Genomic DNA, 25,557 nt, shown 5'->3' with positions numbered 1-25,557 from the left:
ACGAAGAACTGTCACTCCAAGTTACGCGCCGGTCACCTGTGCGCCAACCCACAGCCGGGGACTCTCTGCGGCCCTCGACTGGGATCCCTTTGCGCCCCTGCGTGACAATGACCCGGTGACCTCCGTGACGACCCCTTCCACGACCGCGGCCAGCGAGGCCTGGTTCGAGCGAGCCCGGGCCGTGACGCCGGGAGGAGTGAACTCTCCCGTCCGGGCCTTCAACGCCGTCGGCGGCACCCCGCGCTTCATCACCTCGGCCTCGGGTGCCTGGCTCACCGACGCCGACGGCAACGACTACGTCGACCTGATCTGCTCGTGGGGACCGATGCTCCTCGGCCACGCGCACCCCGACGTCCAGGCGGCCGTCGCCGGTGCGGTCGCGCGCGGCACGTCGTACGGCACTCCGACCGAGCCCGAGGTCGAGCTCGCCGAGGAGATCGTGCGGCGCACCCCCGTCGAGCGGGTCCGCTTCGTCTCCTCGGGCACCGAGGCGACCATGTCGGCGATCCGCCTCGCACGCGGAGCCACCGGCCGCGACGTCATCGTGAAGTTCGCCGGCTGCTACCACGGCCACGTCGACGCGCTGCTGGCCGAGGCCGGCTCGGGCGTCGCCACGCACGCGGTCCCCGGCACCAGCGGCGTGCCCGCGACCGCTGCCACCGAGACCCTCGTGCTGCCCTACAACGACCGCGAGGCCGTGCTCGCCGCCTTCGAGGCCCACGGTCCGCGCATCGCCTGCCTGATCACCGAGGCCTTCCCCGGCAACATGGGCGTCGTCCCGCCGGCTCCCGGCTTCAACGCCTTCCTCGCCGAGACCTGCCGTGCCCACGGCGCGTTGTTCATCAGCGACGAGGTGATGACCGGCTTCCGGGCCACCGAGCAGGGCGGCTGGGGCCTCGACGGCGCCATCGAGGGCTGGACGCCCGACCTGATGACCTTCGGCAAGGTGATGGGTGGCGGCTTCCCCGCTGCGGCCTTCGGTGGCCGGGCCGACCTGATGGCGCACCTCGCGCCGGAGGGGTCGGTCTACCAGGCCGGCACGCTGTCCGGTAACCCCGTGGCCACCACCGCGGGGCTCGCCACCCTCCGGCTCGCGACCCCCGAGGTCTACGCCCACCTCGACGCCACCGCGCACACCGTCCGCGACGCGGTCGCCGAGCACCTGCTGGCCGCCGGCGTGCCGCACGTCGTGCAGGCGGCCGGCACCATGTTCTCGGTGTTCTTCCGCGACGCCGCCGTCCGCGACTTCGCCGAGGCGAGCCGGCAGGACACGGCAGCGTACGCCGCCTTCTTCCACTCGATGCTCGACCAGGGCGTCTACCTGCCGCCGTCCGCCTACGAGGCGTGGTTCGTCTCCGCGGCCCACGACGACCGGGCTATCTCGACGATCGTCGACGCACTACCGGACGCCGCCCTCGCGGCCGCGATGGCGGGAGGCCACTGACATGGGTGTCGAGACCATCGTCCACCTGCTCCGGCACGGTGAGGTCCACAACCCCGACGGCATCCTCTACGGCCGGATGGACGGGTTCCACCTCTCCGACCTCGGCCAGCAGATGGCCCGGCGCATCGCCGACTCGATCGGCGACCGCGACATCGTGCACCTGCGCACCTCGCCCCTCGAGCGTGCCCAGGAGACCCTTGCCCCGCTCGCGGCCACGCTCGGGATCACCCCCGAGGTCGACCCGCGTGTCATCGAGTCCGGCAACAAGTTCCAGGGCGTCAACTTCGGCGCGGGCGCCAGGACGTTCCTCAAGCGTCCCGACCTGCTGCGCCACATGTACAACCCGTTCCGCCCGTCGTGGGGGGAGCCGTACGACGAGATCGCCGGCCGGATGGTCGCGGCCGTGCACGACGCGCGCGACGCGGCGGCCGGTCACGAGGCGGTCGTGGTGTCCCACCAGCTGCCGATCTGGACGACGCGGCTGTTCCTCGAGAAGCGCAGCTACCTCCACCACCCCAAGACCCGGCAGTGCACCTTGTGCTCGCTGACCAGCGTGGTCTTCGACGACGACCGCGTCGTGCAGGTGCGCTACTCCGAGCCGGCCGGCGACCTGATCCCGGTCGGCGACCGGTCCGCCCCGTTCTCGGCCGGGGGCGCGCCGCGGGAGGACCGGCCCTGACGATGCTGCGCCGCCTCGCTGCGCCCCTCGTGGCGCTCGCCTGCCTGCTCGTGCTCGCGGGCTGCTCCGGGCTGTCCGGGACGGGCGACAAGGGCTACATCTCCGGCGCGGGCGCGCCGACCGAGGTCAAGGCCGTCGACCGCGGCGAGCCGATCGCGCTGACCGGCACCGACCTCGACGGCGAGGAGGTCGACCTGGCCGCCCTGCGCGGCAAGCCCGTCGTGGTCAACGTCTGGGCCTCGTGGTGCCCACCGTGCCGGGTCGAGCAGCCCGACCTCAACGAGGCCGCCGCCGAACTCGGCGACCGGGTGGAGTTCGTCGGGCTCAACATCCGTGACGCCTCGCGCGACAACGCCGCCGCCTACGTCCGCAACCTCGACGTGCCCTACGCGTCCGTCTACTCCGCCGACGGCGCGGCGCTGCTGCCCTTCGCCGGCACGCTGACCCCGCGGTCGATCCCGAGCACGGTCGTCCTCGACGCCGAGGGCCGGATCGCCGCCTCCGTCAACGGCCGCATCCCCACCACGCAGACCCTCCTTTCCCTGGTCGAGGCGGTCCTCGATGAGTGACTGGTTCCGGGAGACGGCCCTGTCGGGGTCGATGGTGCTGGCCCTGCCCGTGGCCCTCGCCGCTGGTCTGGTCTCGTTCTTCAGCCCCTGCGTGATCCCGCTGCTGCCGGGCTACCTGTCCTACGCCACCGGCATCTCGGGCGGCGACCTCGACCAGGCGCGACGCAGCCGGCTGGTGCTCGGCGCGACCCTGTTCGTGATCGGCTTCTCCTTGGTCTTCGTGCTGCTCGGCAGCCTCACCGGGGCGGCCGGGGCGTGGCTGTTCACCCACACCCGCCAGCTCAACGTGGTGCTCGGCGTCATCACGATCCTGCTCGGCATCGCGTTCCTCGGCGGCTTCGGCTTCCTGCAGCGCGACTGGCGCATCCACCGGGTGCCCGCCGTCGGGCTCGCCGCGGCGCCCCTGATCGGCTTCCTGTTCGGCGTCGGCTGGACGCCCTGCGTCGGGCCGACCCTGGCCGCGATCAACGTGCTGTCCGTCAACGAGGCGACGGCCGGTCGCGGCGCCCTGCTCTCCGGCGTGTTCGCCCTCGGGCTCGGCCTGCCCTTCATCGCGGCCGCACTCGCCTACCGCCGCATGCTCGGCGCCTTCGCCGTGATCCGTCGGCACCAGCAGCTCGTCGTACGCCTCGGCGGGGTGATGATGATCGTGGTCGGCCTCCTCCTCGTCAGCGGCTGGTGGGACCGACTCGTGCAGTGGCTGCAGCTCCAGGTCGTCCAGGGATTCGCGGTGCCGGTGTGACCGACCTCCAGCCCGACCTGCGCCACCGGCCGTCCGACGACCGCCAGGCCACCGCACTGCCCCCGGACCTCGACGCGCGTGAGCTCGCGCGGTGGTCGTGGCGGCAGCTGACGTCGATGCGTACGGCACTGGTCCTGCTGCTGCTCCTGGCGCTCGCCTCGATCCCCGGGTCGGTGATCCCGCAGGAGAACATCGACTCGCTCGCGGTCTCGCAGTGGCGCGACAACCACCCGCGGCTCGCGCCGATCTGGGAGCGGCTGGACCTGTTCGACGTCTACGGGTCGGTGTGGTTCTCCGCCATCTACATCCTGCTGATGATCTCGCTGGTCGGCTGCATCGTCCCGCGCCTGTTCGTGTACGCCCGTGCCGTGCGCGCCCGCCCGCCGAGGGCGCCGCGCCACCTGTCCCGGCTGCCCGAGAGCACGTCGTACCCGACCGACGAGGACCCCGAGATCGTCCTGGACCGCGCCGCCAAGGCGCTGCGCCGCAAGCGGTTCCGGGTCGACGCCGGCGAGGACTCGGTGGCCGCCGAGCGCGGCCACCTGCGCGAGGCCGGCAACCTGGTCTTCCACCTCGCGGTCATCGTCGTGCTCGTCGGCGTCGCCGTGGGCAGCCTGTTCGGCTACAAGGGCGGCGTCATCATGCTCAACGGCGAGGACTACGGCTTCTCCAACAACCTCACCCAGTACGACGACTTCGCGCCGGGCGCGCTCTTCGACCCCGACGTGATGGAGCCGTTCTCCTTCAGCATCACCGACTTCGAGGTCGAGTGGCTGACCGAGGGCGAGCGGGCCGGGATGGCGCGCGAGTTCGTCGCCGAGCTCGCCTACGAGACCGAGCCGGGGGGCGAGACGAAGTCCTACGACCTCCGGGTCAACCACCCGCTGAGCATCGGCGGCACCGACGTCTTCCTCATCGGGCACGGCTACGCCCCCGTCATCACGATCCGCGACGGAGGCGGCGAGGTCGCCTACAGCGGGCCGTCGGTCTTCCTGCCGACCAACGCCCAGACGTTCGAGTCGTTCGGAGTGATCAAGGCCCCCGACGCCAGCCCGGCGCAGATCGGCTTGGAGGGCACCTTCTACCCGACGTTCGCGATGGGCCGCGACGCCGACGGCAACCTGACGATGCCGGCGTCGGTCTTCGGCGACGCGTTCGACCCGCTGGTCTCGCTGTTCGTCTACACCGGCGACCTCGGCCTCGACGACGGCACCCCGGCGTCGGTCTACGTGCTCGACAAGGCGAAGGCCACCCAGGTCGTGAAGGACGACGGCCAGCCGTTCCGGATGGACCTCAGGCCCGGCGACACGGTGACCCTGCCCGACGATCTCGGCACGGTCTCGTTCGACGGCCTCCAGCGGTGGAACAAGATCCAGGTCAGTCGGAGCCCGGGCAAGATGGTGGCACTGGCCGGCGTGGTGCTCGCGCTGCTCGGCCTGCTGGGCTCGCTGTTCATCCGCCCCCGACGCATGTGGGTGCGCGCGCGGCGCCAGGACGACGGCACGACGCTCGTGGAGGTGGCACGGCTGGACCGCTCGTCCGCCGGCGACCCGGAGGACGGCGCCGCCGAGATGGGCGACGTCGTGGCGGCACTGCAGGGCAGGACAACCAAGGAGGACGAGTCGTGACCGACGAGTGGTTCGAGGTGTTCAGCTACCGGGGCGTCATCGGCGCCGCGGTGCTCTACTTCCTCGCGATGCTGGCCTACTTCTTCGAGCTGGCCGGCCTGCGCTCGGCTCCCGAGGAGGAGGAGCAGGAGGCCGCGGTCGGCGCGCGGGCGGTCCTCGTCGCCCCCCCTCGTACGGCGGTGGCGGCCCGCCTCGGGCTGGTCCTGACGGTCTTCGCCGTCGTCGTCCACCTCGCCGCGCTCGTGGCCCGCGGTCTCGCCGCCGACCCCAACCGGGTGCCGTGGGGCAACATGTACGAGTTCACGATCTCCGGCACCTTCGTGGTCGCGCTGATCTTCGTGCTCTCCACGCTCCGCATCGACATCGAGTGGCTAGGTCCGCTGGCGACGACCTTCGTCGTGGCTGCCCTGATGGCGGCGTTCCTCGGGCTCGACGACACGGTGCTTCCCCTGCCCGACGCGCTCAACTCCCCGTGGCTGGTCATCCACGTCGTCGCCGCGGTGATCTCCACCGGTGCCTTCACCGTCGGCGCCCTGCTGTCCGGGCTCTACCTGGCCAAGGCCCGCTCGACCTCCACCACCGGCTACCTCGCCCGCGTCCCCGACCTCAAGGTGCTCGACCGGCTGTCCTACCGGATGCACGCCTTCGGCTTCCCGGTGTGGACCTTCGCCGTCCTGATCACCGGCCCGATCTGGGCGCACCAGGCGTGGGGCGCCTACTGGAACTGGGACCCCAAGGAGGTGTGGGCCTTCATCACCTGGGTGGTCTACGCCGCCTACCTCCACGCCCGCGCGACCGCGGGCTGGCGTGGGCGCAACGCCGCGATGCTGGCGCTGGTCGGTGCGGCGACGCTGTGGTTCAACTTCATCGGCATCAACTTCTTCAGCTCCTCCAGCCAGCACTCCTACGCGGAGGGAGCCGCACCCGAGACGTCAGTCGTCGTCGGGCTCGCGGGGCCGGTCGAGGCCGCGGAGGAAGTCGGGGTCGTCATCGGGTCCGATCACGCGCGGACGTGACGACGTACCTCCGTCGAGCCGGCGCAGCATCAGCCTGACCAGGAACCACACGACGACGGCGATGGCCGCGACGACGAGCAGGACCTTCAGCATTCCTCCAATGTAGTCGCCACGTCCTAGTCTGGTGGCGTGAAGGAGTTCGTCGTCTACACGGTCATGCGGCTCGCACTGTTCATGGCCTCGTTCGGTGTCGTCGTCGGGTTGATGGCCCTGGCCTTCGACGGTCGCTACAACCTGTTCTGGGCGATCATCCTCGCATTCCTGATCTCCGGCGTGGCCTCGTTCTTCATCCTCGACCGGCAGCGCGAGGCCTTCGCCCGGCGGGTCGAGGCGCGCGCATCCCGGGCGTCCGCCGCCTTCGAGGAGCGCAAGGCCCGCGAAGACCGGGACTGACCCTCGGGTCCACGCCATGGCGACGCTGCGCGTGACCCGCGGCCAGGCGCTCGCCTGGCGGCTTGGCCGGCAGCACCTGCTCGTCGGGGCTGCCGACGCGACCGAGGTCGTCCGGACCCTGGCGGCCGTGTCGGTCTTCGGCGCCGACCCCGACCTGTCCGTACGCCGACGGCTCGCGTCGCCCGGTCCGCCCGGGGAGGTGCAGCGGGCGCTGGCCGACGGCCGGCTGATGAGGACCTTCTCGTTCCGCGGGTCGGTGCAGGTGATGGCCCCGGACACGGCCGGCGCCTACCTCGCGGTCCGTGCAGCCGGACGGCAGTGGGCACGGAGGAGCTGGGTCGAGCACTACCGGCTCGCGGCCGACGACTGGCCCGACCTGCGCGCAGCGGTCCGCGAGGTCGTCGCGGACGGCCCGGTGCCGCCCCGTGCCGTGGCCGACGCCCTGACCGGGTCCGCGCGCTTCGGGCACCTGGCGCGGGAGTTCGCCGAGCCCAACCACACCCTGCTCAAGCCGCTCGCCTGGCAGGGCGACATCGCCCTCGGGCCCGACCTCGCCGGCCCGCTGGTGCTCCAGAGCCCGGGCGCGGCGCCCGGGTGGGCGGGCATCCCCGACCTCGACGAGGCGGGACCGCGCACGGTCCTGGAGTACGTCGACGCGTACGGCCCCACGGCCCCGGAGCACGTGCACCACTGGCTGGGCGAGGGCCTGAGCGCCGGGCGCAAGCGACTCGAGCAGTGGTGGCACGCGGTGCGGGACGACCTCGTCGAGGTCGACGTCGGCGGCGAGCCCCGCTGGCAGGTGGCTGAGCGCATCGACGAGCTGGCCCTCACGCGCGCGGAGCCGACCGTGGTGCTCCTGCCCGGCAAGGACAACTGGGTGGTGGGACCGGGCACCAAGGACGCGTGGGTCGTCCCCCACGGTCACGGCACCGAGATGACCCGCGGTGTCAACCCGGTGCTCGTGGACGGGGTCGTCGCGGGGACGTGGCGGGTCGACGGCGACGCGCTCGAGGCGACCGTACCGCCGTCCGAGGAGCTGTCGGCCGAGGCCGGTCGCCTGGGCTCGCTCCTGGGCAGGGCGCTCGAGCTCAGAACCCCGTGAGGCTGTAGGCCGGCTCGCCCAGGTCGGCCATCGCGGCGAGGCGGCGTACGGACTCCTCCGAGCCGTCGAGGCGACCGGCGCGATGGAGCGTGCGCACGGGGACCGCGCCCAGGTAGAGCGAGCCCAGGGTCTCGGACGTGAGGCGTACGTCGGGCTCGTCGTCGGTGCGGGTCACGGTCGCCACGCCGTCGTTGGTGGTGACCGTGAAGCGGCCGGCGGCGTGGCCCTGCGGGTCGTCGACCTCGACCACGACCGAGCCCTCCGCCGACCAGGGCCGGGCGGCGAGGCAGCGCGGCACGTCGAGGAGCCGCAGCCAGAGGAACTCCTTGACCTCGGTCGTCCTCACCCGGTTGAGGTCGGTGAGCGCCCACATGAGCGGGTCGTCGGGGTGGAACAGGTTGAAGGTGACCTTGGCGACCCGGTCCATGCTGCCCAGGAACGACCAGAGGGCGAGCTGGGCCTGCGGCGTGAGCGTCGCCATCTCGTCGACCTTGACCGTGTGGTCCTCGCCGGGCTTCCAGAGGACGAAGCCGTCGACGGTTCCGGTCGCGTCGAGGTGCACGGCCGCGCGGAGCTTGCGGTTGGGGCCGCCGCTGCTGGGGTCCCAGGCGCCGGTGTGCATGTCCTCGTAGGGGGCGGGCCACGCGACCGAGCCGCGCTGGCGAGCGTGGAAGGTGTCGAAGACGGCCTTGACGTGCGGCCACGCGTCGGCCGGCTCGACCAGCTCGACGCGACCGGCGTCGGCGAGGTCGCGGAACCCGAACCCCGGAGTGGTGTCGACCTCGACGCCCACGCGGAAGGTCGCCGGGCCGAAGCCCCAGCGACCGTAGATCGTGGCCTCGGCCGCCGTCAGCGCGGCGATCGGCACGCCGGCGGCGACGGCGTCGACGAGGTCGTCCTCGATCATGCGGCGCAGCAGGCCCTGGCGGCGATGCGTGGCACTCGTGGTGACGTCGGTGATCATCCGCAGCGGCAGCAGCTCGCGCCCGGCGTTGAGCGTCTTGTCGAGGCTGGCGTACGTGGCGACGGGCATGGGGCCCGCGCCGAACTCGCCCTCGGGAAGCCAGGCGCCGCGCACGATCACCGCGTCGGTGCGGTAGTGCTTGACCCACCTCTCGACGGCGTCGTCGTCGGGGCGGTCCTCGCTGAAGCCGCGCAGGACCGCCTCGATCCAGCCGCGGCGCCGCGCGGCGGCTGCGGGGGAGTCGTCGGAGAAGTCGAGGATGTCGAAGGCGTAGTCCACCCGGCCACGCTAGTGAGCGCGGGCCCGGACGGGCCACGGGTTATCCGTTGGTCGAGGAGGGACGGAGCCCCGTCACGAGACCACGAGCAGCGGCGCCGCGACCAGCACCGACCAGATCAGCTCCGAGGCGCCGGTCGCGGCCAGGACCGGGATGAGCGCCGGACCCTGCGCCCCGCCGAGGACGGCCCGCGTCGGGACGCCCGCGCGGGCCAGGAAGCCGAGCCCGACCAGCGCCCACCACGTCGTCGCGGCGGCGACCGCGACGACCGCGGCGGCGGCGGCGAGGACGAGGAAGGCGTACAGGTAGCGGGTGCGCTCGTCGCCGAGGCGTACGGCGAGGGTGCGCTTGCCGGCGACGGTGTCGGTGGGGATGTCGCGCAGGTTGTTGGCGACGAGGATGGCGCAGGCCAGGGCGCCGATGCCGACGCCGGCGTAGAGCGCGGGCCACTCCCAGGTCGAGGTCTGGACGTAGGTCGTGCCGACCACGGCGACCAGGCCGAAGAAGACGAAGACCATCACCTCGCCGAGGCCGAGGTAGCCGTAGGGCCTGTCGCCGCCGGTGTAGAACCAGGCGGCCACGACGCACACGAGCCCGACGGCGACGAGCCACCAGGCGGTGGTCGCCGCGAGGACCAGGCCGGCGACGGCGGCCACGCCGAAGGCGGCGAAGGCCGCGAGCCTCACCGCGCGGGGCGTCGCCGCGCCCGAGCCGACGAGGCGCATCGGACCAACCCGCTCGGCGTCGGTGCCGCGGATGCCGTCGGAGTAGTCGTTGGCGTAGTTGACCCCGACCTGCAGCGCGAGGCTCACGACCAGCGCGAGCAGCGCCTTCCACCACACGGCCTGGTCCACGTATGCCGCGACGCCGGTGCCGGCGAGCACGGGCGCGACCGCAGCGGGGAGGGTGCGGGGCCGGGCGCCGGCGATCCAGTCAGCGGTGGAGGTCACCGGTGGATTCTGGCAGGGGTGCGTCGGGCTCCATCGGCAAGGGCTCCTGCGAGACCGCGACATCCACGTGCTCCGGGTCGCTCGCCCGGGCGTCGGCCAGGACGTCGGCGGGCACGTGCTGTTCGAGGAAGCGTCGACCTGCGTGCGCCGACTTGTGCAGGCCGGCCGCTGCCACGACGACGATCGCCGCGATCGTGAGCCAGCCGAGGGCGCCCCACTCCATCGCGAGGAAGCCGTAGGCCGCGGGTGCCCAGAACCGCCCGAGCGTGCCACCGAGCTCGGAGACGCCCTGGTAGTCGCCGCGGCGACGGGGGTCCATCAGCTCGACCTCGAGGGTCCAGCCCGAGGCGGAGAGGAAGAGCTCGGCCCAGGTGAGGACGATGTGGCCGAGGAAGAACAGCACGATGGTCAGCCAGCCGGTCGTCTCGTGCGTGGCCAGGGTGACGAGGCACGTCAGGACGAAGAAGAGGGTGGAGAGGCGTACGGCGCGCAGGGCGGTCTCGACGTTGCGGATGCCACGCGACGCGAGCCGCGGGAGCACGATGCACATGACCGTGTTGGTGCCGAAGAGCACCGCGACCAGCACCTTGGGTGCGTCGGTCTCGGTGACCAGCCACACCGGGATGACGGTGTGCAGCAGCACCTGGTTGGTCCACATGACGCCGGTGAAGAAGGTGACCGCGATCCAGCTGCGGTTGCGGATCGCGGGGATGCCCTCGGGCTTGACCCGTGGCTCGGAGCTGCGTACGTCGTGGCTGGCGTCGGGGAGCCGAGGGATCGCCAGGGCGTTGAGGAGGAACAGCAGCGCGCTCACCACGGGTGCCCACCGCAGGACGTCGGTGCCGAAGGCGATCGCGCCCGCGCCGAGGAAGGCGCCGATGCTGAAGCCGACGTTGAGCGCGGAGTAGAGGTAGGCGCGCGACTCGACGCGCTCGGCCGGCGGCAGGATGTCGATGACGTACGCACCGTGGGCCGCGCCGCCCAGGGTGCCGGCGACCTCCATCACGACGGCGAGCGCGACGTACTCGGGGAAGCTGTCGATGAACGGCCACGCCAGGAACAGCACGCCATGGATCGACGCCGACAGGGTCCACATGCGCTTCGGGCCGAAGCGGTCGACCAGCTTGCCCATGGGCACGGCGACGATGAAGCTCGCCACCGCGGCGATGGTGAGTCCGATGCCCACCTCGGCCAGCGAGAGGCCGACGACGAGGGTGAAGAACACCGCCGACCCGGCGAGGAACGCGCCGTCGCCGGAGGCGAAGAGCAGGGACTGGACCGACAGCCTCCGCGCGAGGGGGGACGGGGGCGTGGCGTAGTTCTTCAGGGCCGTGAGCATCGCCGGTCATTCTCGCCCGGGGGACCGACAGTCGTCCTGCGATTTTCGGTCGGGGCAGTGGGTGGCGGCGTGCTCTCGGTCACCCCTCGGTGGCCGGGCAGCCGGTCACTGCTTCGGTGGTCGAGTAGCCGGGCGAGGAACGAGCCCCGGTGTATCGAGACCCGGGCGACCGTTCGCTGGTCGAGGAGGTCGCGCAGCGACCGTCACGAGACCCCTGACCCGGTGCGCAGACCTGTTCGGAAATACTTCTCCACAACCCTGTTCTCGCAGGTCGGGGTGTCGGTGGGCTCTGGGAGACTGGACCCATGTCCACCACCGCTCCGGCCCCCGCCACCAGCCCCGTGCTGGATCGTGCGGTGCTGGATCGTGCGGTGCTGGACCGGGCGGCGGCGGCGATGACGGCGAAGCGTCGTGTCGAGGTCGAGGTGCTGGAGTCCGCGCTGGCGTGGGCGCAGGCGCACGTCGTGTCCGACGAGGAGGTGGCGGCGGGGTGGCGTTCGGAGACGATCCACGCGCCGGGGTCGCCGGCGGCGTTGTTCGGGGAGCGTCCCCTGCCGATCGCGGGCGAGGGTGCCCCGCTGGTCGCGGAGTTCGCGGTGGTCGAGCTGTCGGGGGTGTTGGAGCAGTCCCACGAGGCCACGCTGGCGCTGCTGGGTGACGTGCTCGACCTGGCCCACCGCCTGCCACGGCTGTGGACGCTGGTGCGGTCGCTGGTCGTGCCGGTGCGGCTGGGGCGGGAGGCGGCGCGGGTCTCGCGCGACCTCGACCTGGTCGCGGCCGGTCACGCGGACCGGCTGCTGGTGTGGCAGCCGCGTCGGTTGAACCCGCACCGCATCGGGGTCCTGGTCCACGAGGCCCGCCTGTACGCGGACCCGGACCGGGCGATCGCCGACCACGACCACGCGCTGGAGTCCCGGCGCGTCGAGGTGCACCACGAGCAGGGTGCACCGGGGGTGAGCGAGGTGTTCATGAGCCTCGACGTGGCTGATGCGGTCGCGTTCGACCACACCGTGTCGACCATGTCGACCACCATGCGAGCCCTGGGTCACCCCGGCGACCTCGGCGTCCGCCGCGCCCACGCGGTCGGGCTCCTCGCGGACCCGCAGCAGGCCCTCGACATCCTGGCCGCCGCGGATGTCGCGGACCCCGACCGTGACGTCGACCCCGACCGCGACGAGAGCGTGTGCGTGGCCGACGAGGCCGCCTACGCGACCCCGGACCCGTTCCGCCGACCCACCACCGACACCCCCTCGAAGATGTCAGGCCGGGCGGGTCGGTCGGGTGAGGTGCGGCTGGTGCTGCACCTCACCGACCGCGACCTCCTCGCCCACGGCATTGACTCCCAGACCGTTGATGCCTGTGGGGTGGCGCGCAGTGACGAGCTCGGCCCGATGCTGCTGGGCCGGCTCCAGACGTGGCTGCTCACCGCCGGCACAGTGACCATCCAGCCCGTCCTCGACCTCGACCCGGCAACGAGCCCGATGCCCGCGGTCGACCAGCACGACCCGCCCGCGCCGATGGCCGCCGCAGTCCGGCTCCGGGACGCCACCTGCGTGTTCCCCGGCTGCAGCCGTCCCTCCGGGCGGGCCGACCTCGACCACATCGTCGAGTACGTCCCCCTCGACGAGGGCGGGCCACCCGGCCAGACCCACCCGGCCAACCTCGCGCCCCTGTGCCGGCGACACCACCGGGCCAAGACGTTCGGCGCCTTCACCTACCACCGACGACCCGACGGCGCGTACGAGTGGACCCTGCCCTCCGGCAGGCGCATCGTCACCGACCCACCCCGCCCCCGACCGAGACCAGGACCGAGACCAGGACCAGAGCCACGGTCCAGACCCTGACCGCCCCGCACGCCCGACACCACCGGGTCTGTCCGACTAACGGTGTAAGCAGCGGTTCCATTGTTAGAGGTTCTCCGGGGCCGGCATCCGATCGGCGAAGGTGATGGCGAAGGCGTTGAGTGCTGGCTTCCACCTCATCGTCCATCGTGTCTGACCGGTGCCCTTGGGGTCCAGCGACCTGGTGACCATGTAGAGGCACTTCATCGCTGCCTGCTCGGTCGGGAAGTGGCCCCGCACCGTGACCGCGCGACGGTAGCGGGCGTTCAACGACTCGATCGCGTTGGTCGAGCACAGCACCTTGCGGATCTCGGCGTCGTAGTCGAGGAACGGGGTGAACTGCTCCCACGCCGATCGCCACAGGCCACTGATCGCGGGGTAGGGCTTGCCCCACTTCTCGTCGAACTCCTCGAACGCCCGCCAGGCCGCCTCCCGGGTCGGGGCACCGTAGATCGGCTTCAGATCGGTGGCGATCTGTCCCCAGTACTTCTTCGAGGCGTAGCGGAAGGTGTTGCGGATCAGGTGGATCACGCACGTCTGCACAACGGCTTGGCCGTACACCGCTCCGACGGAGTCGGGCAGGCCCTTGAGGCCGTCGCAGATGACGAAGAAGATGTCCTCCACGCCGCGGTTCTTCAGCTCGGTCAGGACCTGAAGCCAGAACTTCGCTGACTCCCCGCCACCGGTGCCGGCCCAGATGCCGAGGATGTCCTTGTGGCCGGCGAGGTCGACACCGATCGCGGCGTAGATCGGACGGTTCCCGACCTGGCCGTCGCGGATCTTGACGTAGATCGCGTCGATGAACACCGCGGCATAGACCTTCTCCAGGGGCCGCGAGGTCCACTCGGCCATCTCGGCCACGACCTTGTCGGTGATCCTCGAGATTGTGTCCTTCGACAGCGAGGCCCCGTAGATCTCGGCGAAGTGAGCGCTGATCTCACCGGTCGTGAGGCCCTTGGCTGCCAGCGACAACACGATCGTGTCGACATCACCGAGGCGTCGTTGGCGCTTGGCCACGATCACCGGGCTGAAGGTGCCATCGCGATCACGCGGGACGGTGATCTTGATCGGTCCGACGTTGTCGGTCAGCACCGTCTTGGTCCGAACCCCGTTGCGGGAGTTCCCGCTGTTGCGGCCGGCGGCCTCGTGCTTGCCATAGCCCAGGTGCTCAGACATCTCCTCGTCCAGCGCCGTCTCGATCACGGTCTTGGTCAGGGCCTTCAACATGCCATCCGGGCCGGTCAACGCGACCCCACGAGACCGCGCCGTGCGGACCAGCTCGCGGGCGATCTCGAGCTCCTCAGCAGATGGCTGAGCAGACCCCTCGAAGCCAGGGTCACCTTCCTGCGCAACGTCCGGCGGTGACACCGCCACATCCTCGGGTGGGCTCACAGAACTCAGTGTTTCGGTCATCGTGACTCCATCTCGCCAACCAGCTGGTCAGCGTGTCGAGCCACTTACACCGTTGTTCGGACAGTCCCACACCACCGGTGATCGGGCCTGTGGCACGCGCATGTCGTGTGAGAGTGGGCAGATGCAGGATGATCGTGTGCAGACTGACACGACCCCGCTGTTCTGGTCCGGGTTCTGGCTGCACGTCGCCGTGGCGATCGGTGCGTGGTTCGTGGTCGACCGTCCCTACCTGACGTCAGGGTTCTTCACATGGGTCATGGCGATCACAGTGACGGTCATGGTGATCGGCGTGGTGCTGGGGATCGTGCGCCGGTCGATCCGCCACGGCGTCGTCGCAGGGTTCGGTGCGTTCCTGGCGCTGTGCGGCGAGCTGGTCATCCTGGTGCTGGATGCAGGCATCAACTCCCAGTAGAGCCAGCGACGACGAACGTGCCGGCTGCGCGATCCTCACTCCGTCCCGGCATCTCAGCGCTCCCCGCCACCCTCACGCCACCGGCAGCTCGCCGCCCAGCACGTTGCGAATGTCCTTGAGGATGCGGTTCAGGACGCGGGACACCTGCGCCTGCGAGAGGCCCACTGCTTCACCGATCTCCCCCTGGGACCGCTCCTCGTAGAAGCGCAGGTACACGATGCGACGGTCCCGGGCCGACAGCTGCCGCACGGCGGGTTAGAGCATGACGGCCGCCTCGGCCGCGCCGTACGCCTCGTCGGTCGAGCCGAGGAAGTCGGCGAGCGTGCTGGTGCCGTCGCCGACAGGCGTCTCCAGGGCCGCTGGAGCGAAGCAGCCATCGACCGACAGGGCGTCGACGACCTCGCTCACGTCGACGTCGAGGTGGGCGGCGATGTCGCTGGGTCTCGGCGAGCAGCCGTGGAGTGCGAGCAGCTCGTCCTGCGCCTGCCCGATCCGTGCCTGGAGCTCCTGGACCCGGCGTGGGGGACGCACCATCCACCCGGAGTCGCGGAAGTGGCGACGGAGCTCGCCGCGGATGGTGGGCACGGCGAACGCCATGAAGTCGTGCCCGGCGTCCGGGTCGAACCTGTGGGCGGCCTTGGTGAGGCCGAGGAGCGCGACCTGCTCGAGGTCGTCGAGGTCGATGCCCCTGTTGCGGTAGCGCAGGGCCATCGACCTGGCGACCTCGAGGTGGGCCTCGATCAGCTCGTCGGTGAGGAGGTCGCGCCTCGCCACTCCGGCGGGCGGAGCCGACCCGGCCGACGTGAGGTGTCGGTTGGGGGTGCCGCCGGACGGGTGGGCCCCGTCAGGTGCGTGGTGCGCTGCTTCGAGCTCTTGTGGGGTGACCTGCACGCTGACCACGGTCGTGGCCTTCCTGTTGTCAGGAGGAGCTCACCGTGGTCTCCAGCGAGCCGTGTGGGCACACCTTCTACCGTTCGGCCGCGACCCGTTTCAACCCGCCGACCACCCCTTCGAGGGGGCCTTCCCTACCGGGGAGGGCCCGGGTCGGTGGGACTGTCGCCGGGACCCTCGTCGTGCTGCTCCCGCCCCCGGGCCATGTCCCGGGTGTCGCGCTCGATCCCCTGGGCGCGGCGCTTCTCGAACAGCAGGATGGCGACGACCACCGCGGCCATCACGAGGACGGTCAACACGAGGCGGTAGGCGTCCATCGGGTCAGGCCCCCGGCACCACGCGCATGTCGCGGTCGGCGCCGCCGTCGAGGGCGCGCAGCGCCGCCTGGTAGGCCTCGCTCTCGTGCGCCGCGACCGCGGCGTCGACGGAGTCGAACTCGACGACCACGGTGCGAGTCGCCTCGCCCTTCTCGAAGGTCGCCTCCGGCATCCCGCGCACCAGGAACGTCCCGCCCGCGGCGCGCAGCGCGGGGCCCGCGAGCTCGGCGTACGCCGCGACCTTCGCGGGGTCGTGCACGGCCTGGTAGGTGGTGATCCAGTAGGCAGCCATGTCGCGAGCCTATGCCGGGTGCGGGGGAGACCAGCCGAGCACGGCGTCCACCAGCTCCTGCGACCTCCCGCGGCATCGCTCCGGTGGGGCGGAGCCGCTAGCGTTCGCGTGTGAGCTACCTGCGGCCCTCGGACGAGCCCTCGGTCGCGATCCGGCAGCTGTCGCGCTGGCTCGAGGCCGAGCGCCCCGACCCGCTGCTCATCGAGACCTCCGGGTCCACCGGCAGGCCCAAGGGCGTGGTGCTCCCGCGTCGCGCCGTGCTGGCCAGCGTCGAGGCGTCCGCGCGCCGCCTGGGCGAGTCCGGCCGGTGGCTGCTCGCGCTGCCGTCGTCGTACGTCGCGGGGGTGCAGGTGATCGTGCGCTCGCTCGTCGCGGGCCACGAGCCGTACGTCGTGGACGGCCTCGACATCGGCCGCGCGGTCGCCGCGGACCACAGCGACACCCCGACCTTCGTCTCCGTGGTGCCCACCCAGCTGCACCGGATCATCGGCAACCCCGAGCAGGTCGCCGCGCTCGCGCGGTGCCACACCGTCCTCGTGGGCGGTGGCGGGCTCGACCCCGACCTGCGCAGGCGGGTGGAGGGGCAGGGCGTCCACCTGGTCGCGACCTATGGGTCGTCCGAGACCGCGGGCGGCTGCGTCTACGACCGCGTCCCGCTCGACGGCGTGGGCGTGACCCTGGGCGCGGAGGGACGCGTACGGATCGCGGGCCCCACCCTCTTCAGCCACTACCACGACGACCCGGAGCTCACCGCCGCGACCGTTGTCGACGGCTGGTTCCTCACCTCCGACGCCGGCCGGTTCGACGAGGACGGGCGGCTCCAGGTCACCGGACGCATCGACGACGTCGTCATCAGCGGCGGCGTGAAGATCCCGCTCGCCACGGTCGCGGCCCGCCTGCGCCAGCACCTCCTCGTGCAGGAGGCCGAGGTCTTCGGCGTCCCCGACCCCGAGTGGGGCCAGCGGCTCGTCGCCGTGCTGGTCGGCAACGTCCCCGACGCCGAGCTGCGCGACTGGATCAGCATGGAGCACCCCCGCTCGTGGGCGCCCCGCGAGTTCCGCTGGGTCGACAGCCTCCCGCTGCTGCCCAACGGCAAGGTGGACCGGCAGGCCATCCGGGCCGGCCTCTGATGCGCGACCTCCACGTCTTCTCCATCCCGCTCCGCACCAGGTTCCGCGGGATCACCGTGCGCGAGGGCGTGCTGCTGCGCGGCCCGGCGGGGTGGGGGGAGTTCTCGCCCTTCCTCGAGTACGACGACGCCACCTCGCGGCCCTGGCTCGCGTGCGCGCGCGAGGCGGCCGACGAGGGCTGGCCGGCGCCGCTGCGCGAGCTCGTCCCCGTCAACGTGACCGTCCCCGCGACCGACCCCGAGCACGCGCACGCCATCGTCAGCGCCGGCGGCTGCCGCACCGCCAAGGTCAAGGTCGCCGAGCGCGGCCAGACGCTCGCCGACGACCTGGCGCGCGTGGAGGCCGTACGCGACGCGCTGGGGCCCGACGGCCTGGTGCGGGTCGACGCCAACGGCGCCTGGGACGTCGACGAGGCGGTGCGCGCGATCGCCGCGATCGACCGGGCCGCCGGCGGCCTGGAGTACGTCGAGCAGCCGGTGACGACCGTCGAGGACCTGGCCGTCGTACGCCGTCGCGTCGGCGTGCCGGTCGCGGCCGACGAGTCCATCCGCCGGGCCGAGGACCCCTACCGCGTCCGCGACCTCGAGGCCGCGGACGTCGCGGTCCTCAAGGTGCAGCCGCTCGGCGGCGTACGCGCGTGCCTGCGCATCGCGGAGGACATCGGGCTCCCGGTCGTCGTCTCCAGCGCGATCGAGTCGAGCGTCGGCATCGCGGCCGGGGTCGCCCTGGCCGCCGCCCTGCCCGAGCTGCACCACGCCAGCGGGCTCGCGACCGTGCAGATGCTGACCGACGACGTCGCCGTCGAGCCCCTGCTCCCGGTGGACGGGATGCTGCGCGTGGGCCGGCCCGAGGTGGACCTCGACGCACTCGCCCGGCTCGCCGCGCCCGCCGACCGGACCGACCACTGGCGCGCCCGGCTGGCGTCGGTGGGGCAGGATCAGCCGACATGACCAACCCCTCGACCCGGCTCGCGCGCACGGTGGTGACCGCGCTGCGCGGGTCCGCCGTACGCGAGGTCGTGGTCGCCCCCGGCTCGCGCAACGCAGCCCTGTCCTTCGCGCTGTACGACGCGGCACAGGCGGGCGGCCTGCGCCTCCACACGCGGGTCGACGAGCGTACGGCGGGGTTCCTCGCCCTCGGCCTGGCCAAGGTCGGCAACCGGCCCGCCGCCGTCACCTGCACCTCCGGCACTGCGGTAGCGCACCTGCTCCCAGCCGTCATGGAGGCCGCCCACGCCGGGGTCCCGCTCGTCGTGGTCACGGCCGACCGGCCGGCCCGGCTGCGCGGCACCGGCGCCAACCAGACCACCGACCAGGTCGGGATCTTCGGCACCTTCGCGCCGACCCTCGACGTGGCCGCCGCTGACCTCGACGAGCTGCTGGCCTTCCTCCGCACCCACGACGGCCGGCGACCCGTCCACCTCAACGTCCAGCTCGACGACCCCCTGCTGCCCGACGACGGGGGCTGGGACGGGGGAGAGGTGCCCGACTGGGCCGTGCCTGCCCTGGGCCTCCCGATGGAACGGATGGTCCTCGACCCCGGTCCGGGGACCGTCGTGGTGGCCGGCGACGACGCCGGTCCACCCGCCCGGGTCCTCGCCGAGAAGGCCGGCTGGCCCCTCCTCGCCGAGCCGTCGAGCGGCTGTCGCACCGGCGACAGCGTGATCCGCACCTACCGGCTGCTCCTGGCCGGGGAGCTGGGCCGCCAGGTCGAGCGGGTGGTGGTGTACGGCCACCCGACCCTCTCCCGGCCGGTCTCGCTCCTCCTCGCCCGCGACGACGTCGAGGTCGTGTCGGTGCGGCACCGTGGCCGGTGGGCAGACCGGCCCTTCGCCGTGGCCTGCGAGGTGGACCAGGTCGACGCCACGGCGTCGGACGACCCTGCCTGGTTCGAGGCCTGGCGGGAGGCGGACCGAACGACCTCCCGGGAGCTCGACCGACTCCTCGCCGCCGAGCCCGACCTGACGCCCCACGAGGTGGCCGGCGCGGTCAGCCGCGCCCTGCCGCCGCGCGGCCTGCTCGTCGTCGGCGCGTCCAACCCCATCCGCGACCTCGACCTGATGGTCGCGCCGTACGACGTGGGCGGGCGCCGCAAGGTGATCGCCAACCGCGGCCTGGCGGGCATCGACGGCACCATCTCGACCGCGATCGGCGCCGCCGTCGGCCGCCCGCAGTCGTCACGCGCGCTCGCGCTGATGGGCGACGTGACCTTCCTGCACGACACGACCGGGCTGTTCCTCGGCCCGCGGGAGGAGCGCCCGGACCTGACGGTCGTGGTCGTCAACGACGACGGTGGCTCGATCTTCGCGACCCTCGAGCAGGGCGCCCCCGAGCACGCCGAGCGCTTCGACACGCTCTTCGGCACGCCCCACGGCGTCGACGTCGCCAGCCTGTGCGCGGCGGCCCGGGTGCCGCACCTGCGGGTCACCAGCCTGCCCGAGCTCGGGCAGGCCCTCGCCTCGCCCAACGGCGGCATCGAGGTCGTCGAGGCGCGCGTACGCCGTGACAACCGGCGGGCCCTGGACGAAAAGATCCGCGCGCTGGCCCCCTGAGGGGACCAACGCGCGGATCGTGGTGGTGCGTGGCTGATCAGCCGATCAGGACTGCGGGGTCTCCCACACGCGGACCCAGTCGACGTACATGTGCTGCGGCAGCTTCTTGTCGCTCATCTCCAGCGCCTCGTAGTCGGAGGCGAGCAGGCTCAGGATGAGGTACTGCTGCTCCTTCGACACGTGCTTCGAGGTGCGCCAGGTCTCCTGGCCGTCGATGTAGAAGACGATCTTGCGCGGATCCCACTTGACGGAGAAGACGTGGTAGTTCTTCGACCAGCCGTCGCGCTTGTTGTCCAGGAACGACTTCGAGTCCTTGATCCACGAGCCGGTCTTGATCAGGCGCTTGCCCTTGTACCAGTGGATGAAGCTGGTGAGGCCGCCCTGCGGGTGCTTGTCGCCGAAGTACTCGATGACGTCGATCTCGTGGCCGTCGGAGTGCGGGCCGTTCTCGTTGGTCGGCTGCGACCAGAAGCTGGAGTGCTGTCCCTGGCTCTTGTGCATCTTGATGCGGGCGGCCGCGACGCCGTACTTGAAGGAGAACCCGCTGTCGCCGTTGGTGCCGACGTGGCCGTTGAGGCGGTAGGCGATCCTCTTCTTCAGCTTGCGCGACTTCGCCAGGCACTTGCCCTTGCGGGCGCGGTCCTTGATGACGCTCAGGCGCAGGGCACCGCCGGTGACCTTGACGGCCTTCGGGTCGCCCTTGGAGCACACCCGCTTGCTGGTGGGCTCGTAGTCCTGGCCGCGCATGCTCCACACGGGGTTCAGGGTGCTGCCGGAGAACTCGTCGGTGAAGGTCGGGACCAGCCACTGCGAGGTGTCGGCGGTCTTGCTGGTGACCTTCTTGAGCCCCTTGAACTTCATGGCGGTGACCCGGTAGGTCACGGCCGCGCCGCCCTTCGAGGCGACGGCGGAGAAGTGGGCCCGGCCCGACTTCTCCTGCTTGGCGGTGCCGACCTTCTTCCAGGACGACCCGTTGAGCTGCTCGAGGACGACCTTGCGGCCGACCTTGACCGGCCTGATGGTGGCGGTGACGCCGGCCTTGGCCGAGTTCGCGCTGGCGGTGCGCTTGCCCTGCTGGACGATCTGCGGGAGCACCTCCAGGGAGATCTTCTGGCTGGCCTTCTTGGTCACCGACGTCGACGCGGGGCGAGCCGCGGAGTCGGAGGCCGAGCCGGTCTCGACCGTCAGGAGCAGGGACGCGGGCAGGAGCAGCGCGGTGACGCTGCCTGCGAGCACGCGGCGTGCAGACATGTAGGACTCTCTTCGTCTCGGGTGCGATTGGTGATTCCCCCAGGGCACTCCACCCGTCGGAGGCGGCACCACCTTAACCTTCAGCCCCTCCCGTCGGACGATTCCCCGCGATCTCGACGCGCCTAGGGTGGAGGCATGCGGATCACGAAGTTCGGACACGCCTGCGTGCGGATCCAGGGAGACGGCGGCGTCGTCGTCATCGACCCGGGGGTGTTCACCGACGCCGCCGCGCTCGACGGCGCGGACGCCGTGCTGATCACCCACGAGCACCCCGACCACGTGCACCCCGACCACCTGCGCTCGCGCGACGTGCCGATCTGGACGATCGCCGCCGTGGCGCGGCTGCTGCGCGAGCAGGCGCCCGACGTGGCCGACCGGGTCACGGTCGTACTCCCGGGCGACCGGCTCGAGGTCGCTGGCACCGCCGTGGAGGTGGTGGGTGAGAAGCACGCGGTGATCCACCCCGACTACGACCGCTTCGACAACTCCGGCTACGTCCTCGAGTCGGGCGGGGCCAGCGCCTACCACCCGGGGGACGCGCTGACGCCGCCCGGCCGCGCGGTCGACGTGCTGCTCGCACCGGTGAGCGCCCCCTGGCTGAAGGTCAGCGAGGCCGTCGACTTCGTGCGCGAGGTCGCCGCACCGCGGTCGCTGGCGATCCACGACCGCGTCTACAGCGACGTCGGTCTCGACATGGTCGCCTCGCACATGGCCAACCTGCTGCCCGAGGGCCAGGCGTTCGAGCGGCGCGAGCCCGGCCAGGACCTCTGACTCAGCCCGCCTCGAGCGCGTCGCGCACCGGCACGAACTTGGCCTGCGACTCGGCCAGCTCGGCCTCGGGGTCGGAGCTCGCCACGATGCCGCAGCCCGCGAAGAGGCGTACGCCCCCGTCGGTGACCATCGCCGAGCGCAGCGCGATGCCCCACTCGCCGTCGCCCGATGCGTCCATCCAGCCCACGGGGCCGGCGTAGCGGTCGCGCGGCATTCCCTCGATCTCGGCGATCAGGCGCGTGGCCTCGGGGGTGGGGGTGCCGCCCACGGCGGCCGACGGATGGAGCGACTCGGCCAGCTGGAGCGAGGTCGCGACGTCGTGCACGACGCCGTTGACGTCGGTGGCGAGGTGCATGACGTTGGGCAGGTGCAGGACGAACGGCGCCTCCGGAACGTTCATCGACGAGCAGTGCGGCTCGAGGGCGTCGGCGACCGAGCGCACGGCGTACTCGTGCTCCTCGAGGTCCTTCGAGGAGCGGGCCAGGGTCGCGGCCAGGGCCAGGTCGCGCTCGTCGTCGCCCGTACGCCGGATGGTGCCGGCGAGCACGCGGGAGGTCACCAGGCCGCGCTCGCGTCGTACCAGCATCTCGGGGGTGGCGCCGAACAGCCCGTCGACGTGGAACGTCCAGCACATCTCGTACTGCGACGCGAGGCGGTGCAGCGGCCAGCGGACGTCGAGCGGCTCGTCGGTGGTGGCGATGAGGTCGCGGGCCAGGACGACCTTCTCCAGGTCGCCGGCACCGATGCGGCGCACCGCCTCGGCGACGACCGACATCCACTCCTCGCCGTTGCGGGCGCCGTCGGAGAAGACCAGACCGACCGGGGCGGCGGGATCGGGCGTGGGGGCCAGCGTCGGGGCGTCGACGGACACCGTCGTCAGCCAGGTCCGGTCGCCGCGCCGGCCGACGACGACCTCGGGGATGACGAGCACGGAGTCGCCCGGCTCGTCGGCGAAGGCGAAGGTGCCGAAGCAGACCGGGCCGGTGCCCGGCTCGCCGACGTGGTCCTCGACGCCGGCGCGCGCGACGGTCTCCGACCACCACTTCACCGCGTCGCTGAAGCGGGTCGGTCCCGAGGTCTCCAGGCGTGCGGCGACACCCCAGCCGACCAGGCCCTCGCCGCGGCGCAGCCAGCTCACCGGCTGCTCACGGGGGAGCAGGTCGAGGAGCGGGAGGTCCGCGAGGTCCACGGGGACGGTGCGCACGACGAGGGGCGCAGCGGGTCCGGTGGAGGGAGCGGACGCGGGGGTCGTCACGAGGGGGGAGCCTACGCCGGGGCGCACAGGACGGTGACGGGAGATCGGCCAAACGGCGAACAGGAGAGGCGTCCGTCACCTACGTTGCATCGACACACAGCCAGCAAGGAGCCCACCCGTGCCCGTCGACGAACCTCCTCTCGTCCGGTTGGAACGGCACGCGCGTAACCGCGCGCTCGAGGTCGCCGTGCTCGAGCAGCGTGCCGGCGCGTGGGTCTCGCTGACCTGGAACGAGCTCTACCGTCGCGTCATCGACGGCGCGGCCGGGATGATCGAGGCCGGGGTGAACCCGGGCCAGGTGGTCGTCATCCGCGTCCCGACCGGCATCCGCCAGCTCGAGCTCGAGCTCGCCACCCGCGTCGCCGGCGCCGTGCCGCTGCTGCTGCCGGACGTGCTCGACCCCGCCGAGGTGGGACGACTCCTCGACGAGGTGCAGGTGCGCCTGGTCGTGGTCGACGAGGAGAGCCGACTGAGCCTGCTGCGCCGCGCCGCCCTGGCCGACGCCCAGCTCTTCGAGTGCGACGACCGCTCGTGGGAGCGGTTGCGGGGCATGGGCCTCGAGCGCCGCAAGCGCCAGCCCGACCTGCTGACCTGGGTGGCGAAGGCCCGTACGGGTGCCGCGTCGGGCGCCGTGATCGGGCTGCCCCGCGAGAAGAGCTCGGCCTGGCTGTTCCGTCCCGAGTGCTCGGGCACCCTGTCGGGTCTGGCAGCCGACGACGTCGTGCTCCTGACCGGGGCCGCGACCGACCGCTTCACCACCCTCACGCGCGAGGCCCACCTCACCTCCGGGTGCACGCTCGCGTGGGTGGAGTCGTCCGCGGGCCTCGAGGCGGCGCTCGCCCACGTGGCACCGACCCACGTCCTGCTCGACCACGCCAGCGCCCGCGTGCTGGAGGACCTGCTCGAGGCCGCCACCGTCGGTGGTGCCGCATGGCACCCGACGCCGCGCGACGTGCTCGACGCGATGTCGGCACAAGTGGCCGAGGCCCGGCTCGGCTCGCGGGCCAGGAAGCTCGCTGCCGACGTGGCGGCACTGGGGCCGTGGTGGGGCGGCCGGCTGCGCGTGCTCGTGCTCGACACCCGTGTCAACCGGACGATCAGCGGCCTCGCGACCTCGCTCGGGTTCCGGATCGGCCGGATCGCCCACCACCCCGCCGTCAAGCTCGAGCTGGCGAGCGAGCACGCCGTGGTGCAGGTCCCGGCGGCGCCCCAGGTGCAGGCGCCCGACGTGTCCCTGCCGCGCCGCGGGCGTGCGGGGGACGGCCTCGACTCCGCCTTCTCCCTCGCGGGTGCGCCGAGCGCCTGAGCGCGCGCCTCACGACCGGTAGACGATCACCTCGTCGCCGATCCGGACCCGGTCGAAGAGCCACGCGACCGCCGCCCGGTCGCGCACGTTGACGCAGCCGTGCGACGCGCCGTCGTAGCCGTTGGCGGCGAAGTCGGGCGAGTAGTGCACGGCCTGGCCGCCGGAGAAGAACATGGCGAACGGCATCGGGGTGTCGTACAGGCTCGAGACGTGGTCGCGCGACTTGCGGAACACCGCGAACGCCCCCTCGCGGGTGGGCAGCTCGTCGGAGCCGAAGCGCACCTCGACCGTCTTGAGCACGACGCCGTCGACCACCCACCGCAACGACCGCGAGGTCTTGTCCACGCACATCGCGCGCCCGGTCGTGCACCGCGGGTCGAGTGCCGGGCCGGTGGCGACGATGTTGAAGAGCTCGGCCCGGGTCGGCGTACGCGTCATCTCCTTGAGCCGGGTGAGCGTACGGCGGTCGACCTGGCCGGTGACCGGGATGCGCCGCTTGGCCTGGAAGCCCTCCACGGCCGTGACGGTCGAGCGGGCGTAGCGTCCGGTCACCCGGCCCTCGAACCAGCGGACCTGGGAGAGCCTGGCCTGGACCTGGCGTACCCACATGCCGGTGTCGCCGCGCTGGAGCAGCGGGCGGCCGGGGGTGTAGACGTTGTGCAGCGCCTCGGTGGTCGGCTCGGTGGTGATCGAGGTGAGCTTGAGCCACGTGCGCTCGTCGACGACGCCGTCGGCGTCCCAGCCGCGGCGCCGCTGGAAGGTCGCCACGCCGGCGCGGGTCTCGCGGTCGAAGCGGCTGGTGACGACCTCGGAGTGCAGGTCGAGCTGGTGCAGGCGGCTCTGGAGCTGGCGCACCCGCCAGCCGGTGTCCCCGATCCGCATCGGGGCGAAGTCGGCGCGGGCCGCAGCCGTGGCGCTCGTCGTGCCGACCGCGGCGAGGCCGGTCAGGGCGACGAGCAGGGCGAGCAGGAGCGCGACGAGACGCTGCGCGAGGCGACGTGCAGGACGGCGTGGCATGTGGTTC

Annotated in this window: 27 protein-coding genes; 15 read left to right on the top strand and 12 right to left on the bottom strand. The window is 72.1% G+C overall.

The window, feature by feature from the left end:
* Window positions 1-115 precede the first annotated feature (115 nt).
* From hemL to ccsB, 6 genes are read left to right on the top strand one after another with little or no spacing between them, the layout of a single operon-like run.
* Window positions 116-1,444: a glutamate-1-semialdehyde 2,1-aminomutase gene (hemL, locus tag EXE59_RS01065; protein WP_425464499.1), complete on the top strand. Its 1,329-nt coding sequence runs from the start codon at window positions 116-118 to the stop codon at window positions 1,442-1,444.
* Between the two features lies 1 nt (window position 1,445).
* Window positions 1,446-2,123 (top strand): histidine phosphatase family protein, encoded by a 678-nt coding sequence (locus EXE59_RS01060; RefSeq protein ID WP_135837246.1) that lies wholly within the window; start codon window positions 1,446-1,448, stop codon window positions 2,121-2,123.
* Between the two features lie 2 nt (window positions 2,124-2,125).
* Window positions 2,126-2,692, top strand: a complete 567-nt coding sequence (locus tag EXE59_RS01055; RefSeq protein ID WP_135837245.1) for a TlpA family protein disulfide reductase — start codon at window positions 2,126-2,128, stop codon at window positions 2,690-2,692.
* Window positions 2,685-3,434 (top strand): cytochrome c biogenesis CcdA family protein, encoded by a 750-nt coding sequence (locus tag EXE59_RS01050; protein ID WP_135837244.1) that lies wholly within the window; start codon window positions 2,685-2,687, stop codon window positions 3,432-3,434. Before EXE59_RS01055 ends, EXE59_RS01050 begins: the two co-directional genes overlap by 8 nt.
* Window positions 3,431-5,062 (top strand): cytochrome c biogenesis protein ResB, encoded by a 1,632-nt coding sequence (resB, locus tag EXE59_RS01045; protein WP_246056411.1) that lies wholly within the window; start codon window positions 3,431-3,433, stop codon window positions 5,060-5,062. The genes EXE59_RS01050 and resB overlap by 4 nt, the downstream gene beginning before the upstream one ends.
* Window positions 5,059-6,078 (top strand): c-type cytochrome biogenesis protein CcsB, encoded by a 1,020-nt coding sequence (ccsB, locus tag EXE59_RS01040; RefSeq protein ID WP_246056409.1) that lies wholly within the window; start codon window positions 5,059-5,061, stop codon window positions 6,076-6,078. Before resB ends, ccsB begins: the two co-directional genes overlap by 4 nt.
* On the opposite strand, the gene EXE59_RS23555 is transcribed toward ccsB, so the two are convergent.
* The gene (locus EXE59_RS23555) at window positions 5,995-6,171 is read right to left on the bottom strand and encodes a hypothetical protein (protein ID WP_168218353.1); all 177 of its coding nucleotides are present in this window, start codon (window positions 6,169-6,171) and stop codon (window positions 5,995-5,997) included. The two genes, ccsB and EXE59_RS23555, sit on opposite strands and share 84 nt — an antisense overlap.
* Window positions 6,172-6,207: 36 nt before the next feature.
* Between EXE59_RS23555 and EXE59_RS01035 the strand changes: the two genes are divergently transcribed.
* Entirely contained in the window at window positions 6,208-6,471 is a 264-nt protein-coding gene (locus EXE59_RS01035; protein ID WP_135837243.1) for a DUF4229 domain-containing protein, read from the top strand.
* A 16-nt stretch (window positions 6,472-6,487) separates the two neighbouring features.
* Window positions 6,488-7,573, top strand: a complete 1,086-nt coding sequence (locus EXE59_RS01030; RefSeq protein ID WP_135837242.1) for a DNA glycosylase AlkZ-like family protein — start codon at window positions 6,488-6,490, stop codon at window positions 7,571-7,573.
* Here the strand turns inward: EXE59_RS01030 and EXE59_RS01025 are convergent.
* The 3 genes from EXE59_RS01025 to EXE59_RS01015 all read right to left on the bottom strand — a co-directional run bounded on the left by EXE59_RS01025 (window position 7,560) and on the right by EXE59_RS01015 (window position 11,103).
* Complete coding sequence (locus EXE59_RS01025) at window positions 7,560-8,816, bottom strand: GNAT family N-acetyltransferase (protein ID WP_135837241.1); 1,257 nt, start codon at window positions 8,814-8,816, stop codon at window positions 7,560-7,562. The two genes, EXE59_RS01030 and EXE59_RS01025, sit on opposite strands and share 14 nt — an antisense overlap.
* Before the next feature lie 72 nt (window positions 8,817-8,888).
* Window positions 8,889-9,764: a 1,4-dihydroxy-2-naphthoate polyprenyltransferase gene (locus EXE59_RS01020; RefSeq protein WP_135837240.1), complete on the bottom strand. Its 876-nt coding sequence runs from the start codon at window positions 9,762-9,764 to the stop codon at window positions 8,889-8,891.
* Window positions 9,748-11,103 carry an MFS transporter gene (locus EXE59_RS01015; protein WP_135837239.1) on the bottom strand — a complete coding sequence of 452 codons (1,356 nt, stop codon included), beginning with the start codon at window positions 11,101-11,103 and terminating at the stop codon, window positions 9,748-9,750. Before EXE59_RS01015 ends, EXE59_RS01020 begins: the two co-directional genes overlap by 17 nt.
* Before the next feature lie 305 nt (window positions 11,104-11,408).
* Between EXE59_RS01015 and EXE59_RS01010 the strand changes: the two genes are divergently transcribed.
* On the top strand, window positions 11,409-12,947 hold the full coding sequence (locus EXE59_RS01010; protein WP_135837238.1) for an HNH endonuclease signature motif containing protein: 1,539 nt from the start codon (window positions 11,409-11,411) through the stop codon (window positions 12,945-12,947).
* Between the two features lie 63 nt (window positions 12,948-13,010).
* Here EXE59_RS01010 and EXE59_RS01005 read toward each other — a convergent pair whose 3' ends face one another.
* Entirely contained in the window at window positions 13,011-14,357 is a 1,347-nt protein-coding gene (locus EXE59_RS01005; protein ID WP_425464498.1) for an IS256 family transposase, read from the bottom strand.
* Window positions 14,358-14,493: 136 nt separating this feature from the next.
* On the opposite strand from EXE59_RS01005, the gene EXE59_RS01000 reads away from it, so the two are divergent.
* Window positions 14,494-14,769, top strand: a complete 276-nt coding sequence (locus tag EXE59_RS01000; protein ID WP_135837237.1) for a hypothetical protein — start codon at window positions 14,494-14,496, stop codon at window positions 14,767-14,769.
* Between the two features lie 72 nt (window positions 14,770-14,841).
* On the opposite strand, the gene EXE59_RS00995 is transcribed toward EXE59_RS01000, so the two are convergent.
* The 4 genes from EXE59_RS00995 to EXE59_RS00980 all read right to left on the bottom strand — a co-directional run bounded on the left by EXE59_RS00995 (window position 14,842) and on the right by EXE59_RS00980 (window position 16,269).
* The gene (locus EXE59_RS00995) at window positions 14,842-15,018 is read right to left on the bottom strand and encodes a sigma-70 family RNA polymerase sigma factor (RefSeq protein ID WP_135837236.1); all 177 of its coding nucleotides are present in this window, start codon (window positions 15,016-15,018) and stop codon (window positions 14,842-14,844) included.
* Window positions 15,019-15,024: 6 nt separating this feature from the next.
* A complete protein-coding gene (locus EXE59_RS00990) occupies window positions 15,025-15,660 on the bottom strand; it encodes a sigma-70 family RNA polymerase sigma factor (protein WP_135837235.1) in 636 nt (211 codons plus the stop codon).
* Window positions 15,661-15,794: 134 nt separating this feature from the next.
* On the bottom strand, window positions 15,795-15,977 hold the full coding sequence (locus EXE59_RS00985; RefSeq protein WP_135837234.1) for a hypothetical protein: 183 nt from the start codon (window positions 15,975-15,977) through the stop codon (window positions 15,795-15,797).
* A 4-nt stretch (window positions 15,978-15,981) separates the two neighbouring features.
* Window positions 15,982-16,269, bottom strand: coding sequence for a DUF1330 domain-containing protein (locus EXE59_RS00980; RefSeq protein ID WP_135837233.1), 288 nt, complete (start codon window positions 16,267-16,269; stop codon window positions 15,982-15,984).
* Window positions 16,270-16,379: 110 nt separating this feature from the next.
* On the opposite strand from EXE59_RS00980, the gene EXE59_RS00975 reads away from it, so the two are divergent.
* From EXE59_RS00975 to menD, 3 genes are read left to right on the top strand one after another with little or no spacing between them, the layout of a single operon-like run.
* The gene (locus tag EXE59_RS00975; RefSeq protein ID WP_246056408.1) at window positions 16,380-17,399 is read left to right on the top strand and encodes an AMP-binding protein; all 1,020 of its coding nucleotides are present in this window, start codon (window positions 16,380-16,382) and stop codon (window positions 17,397-17,399) included.
* Window positions 17,399-18,349, top strand: a complete 951-nt coding sequence (locus EXE59_RS00970) for an o-succinylbenzoate synthase (RefSeq protein ID WP_135837232.1) — start codon at window positions 17,399-17,401, stop codon at window positions 18,347-18,349. Before EXE59_RS00975 ends, EXE59_RS00970 begins: the two co-directional genes overlap by 1 nt.
* A complete protein-coding gene (menD, locus tag EXE59_RS00965) occupies window positions 18,346-19,950 on the top strand; it encodes a 2-succinyl-5-enolpyruvyl-6-hydroxy-3-cyclohexene-1-carboxylic-acid synthase (protein ID WP_135837231.1) in 1,605 nt (534 codons plus the stop codon). Before EXE59_RS00970 ends, menD begins: the two co-directional genes overlap by 4 nt.
* A gap of 45 nt (window positions 19,951-19,995) precedes the next feature.
* Here menD and EXE59_RS00960 read toward each other — a convergent pair whose 3' ends face one another.
* Window positions 19,996-21,201 (bottom strand): glycoside hydrolase family 16 protein, encoded by a 1,206-nt coding sequence (locus EXE59_RS00960; RefSeq protein WP_135837230.1) that lies wholly within the window; start codon window positions 21,199-21,201, stop codon window positions 19,996-19,998.
* Between the two features lie 135 nt (window positions 21,202-21,336).
* On the opposite strand from EXE59_RS00960, the gene EXE59_RS00955 reads away from it, so the two are divergent.
* A complete protein-coding gene (locus EXE59_RS00955; protein ID WP_135837229.1) occupies window positions 21,337-21,972 on the top strand; it encodes an MBL fold metallo-hydrolase in 636 nt (211 codons plus the stop codon).
* 1 nt (window position 21,973) lies between these two features.
* Here EXE59_RS00955 and EXE59_RS00950 read toward each other — a convergent pair whose 3' ends face one another.
* Window positions 21,974-23,227, bottom strand: coding sequence for an isochorismate synthase (locus EXE59_RS00950; protein ID WP_135837228.1), 1,254 nt, complete (start codon window positions 23,225-23,227; stop codon window positions 21,974-21,976).
* A gap of 118 nt (window positions 23,228-23,345) precedes the next feature.
* On the opposite strand from EXE59_RS00950, the gene EXE59_RS00945 reads away from it, so the two are divergent.
* Window positions 23,346-24,533 carry an AMP-binding protein gene (locus EXE59_RS00945; RefSeq protein ID WP_168218351.1) on the top strand — a complete coding sequence of 396 codons (1,188 nt, stop codon included), beginning with the start codon at window positions 23,346-23,348 and terminating at the stop codon, window positions 24,531-24,533.
* Between the two features lie 9 nt (window positions 24,534-24,542).
* Here the strand turns inward: EXE59_RS00945 and EXE59_RS00940 are convergent, their stop codons facing one another.
* Window positions 24,543-25,550, bottom strand: a complete 1,008-nt coding sequence (locus tag EXE59_RS00940) for a L,D-transpeptidase family protein (RefSeq protein WP_168218350.1) — start codon at window positions 25,548-25,550, stop codon at window positions 24,543-24,545.
* Window positions 25,551-25,557 lie beyond the last annotated feature (7 nt).

Origin of the sequence: Nocardioides eburneiflavus (assembly GCF_004785795.1) — a bacterium.
Lineage (GTDB): Bacteria > Actinomycetota > Actinomycetes > Propionibacteriales > Nocardioidaceae > Nocardioides > Nocardioides eburneiflavus.
The sequence above is the reverse complement of the archived record's forward strand: the minus strand, read 5'-3'. Positions and strand labels throughout refer to the sequence as shown.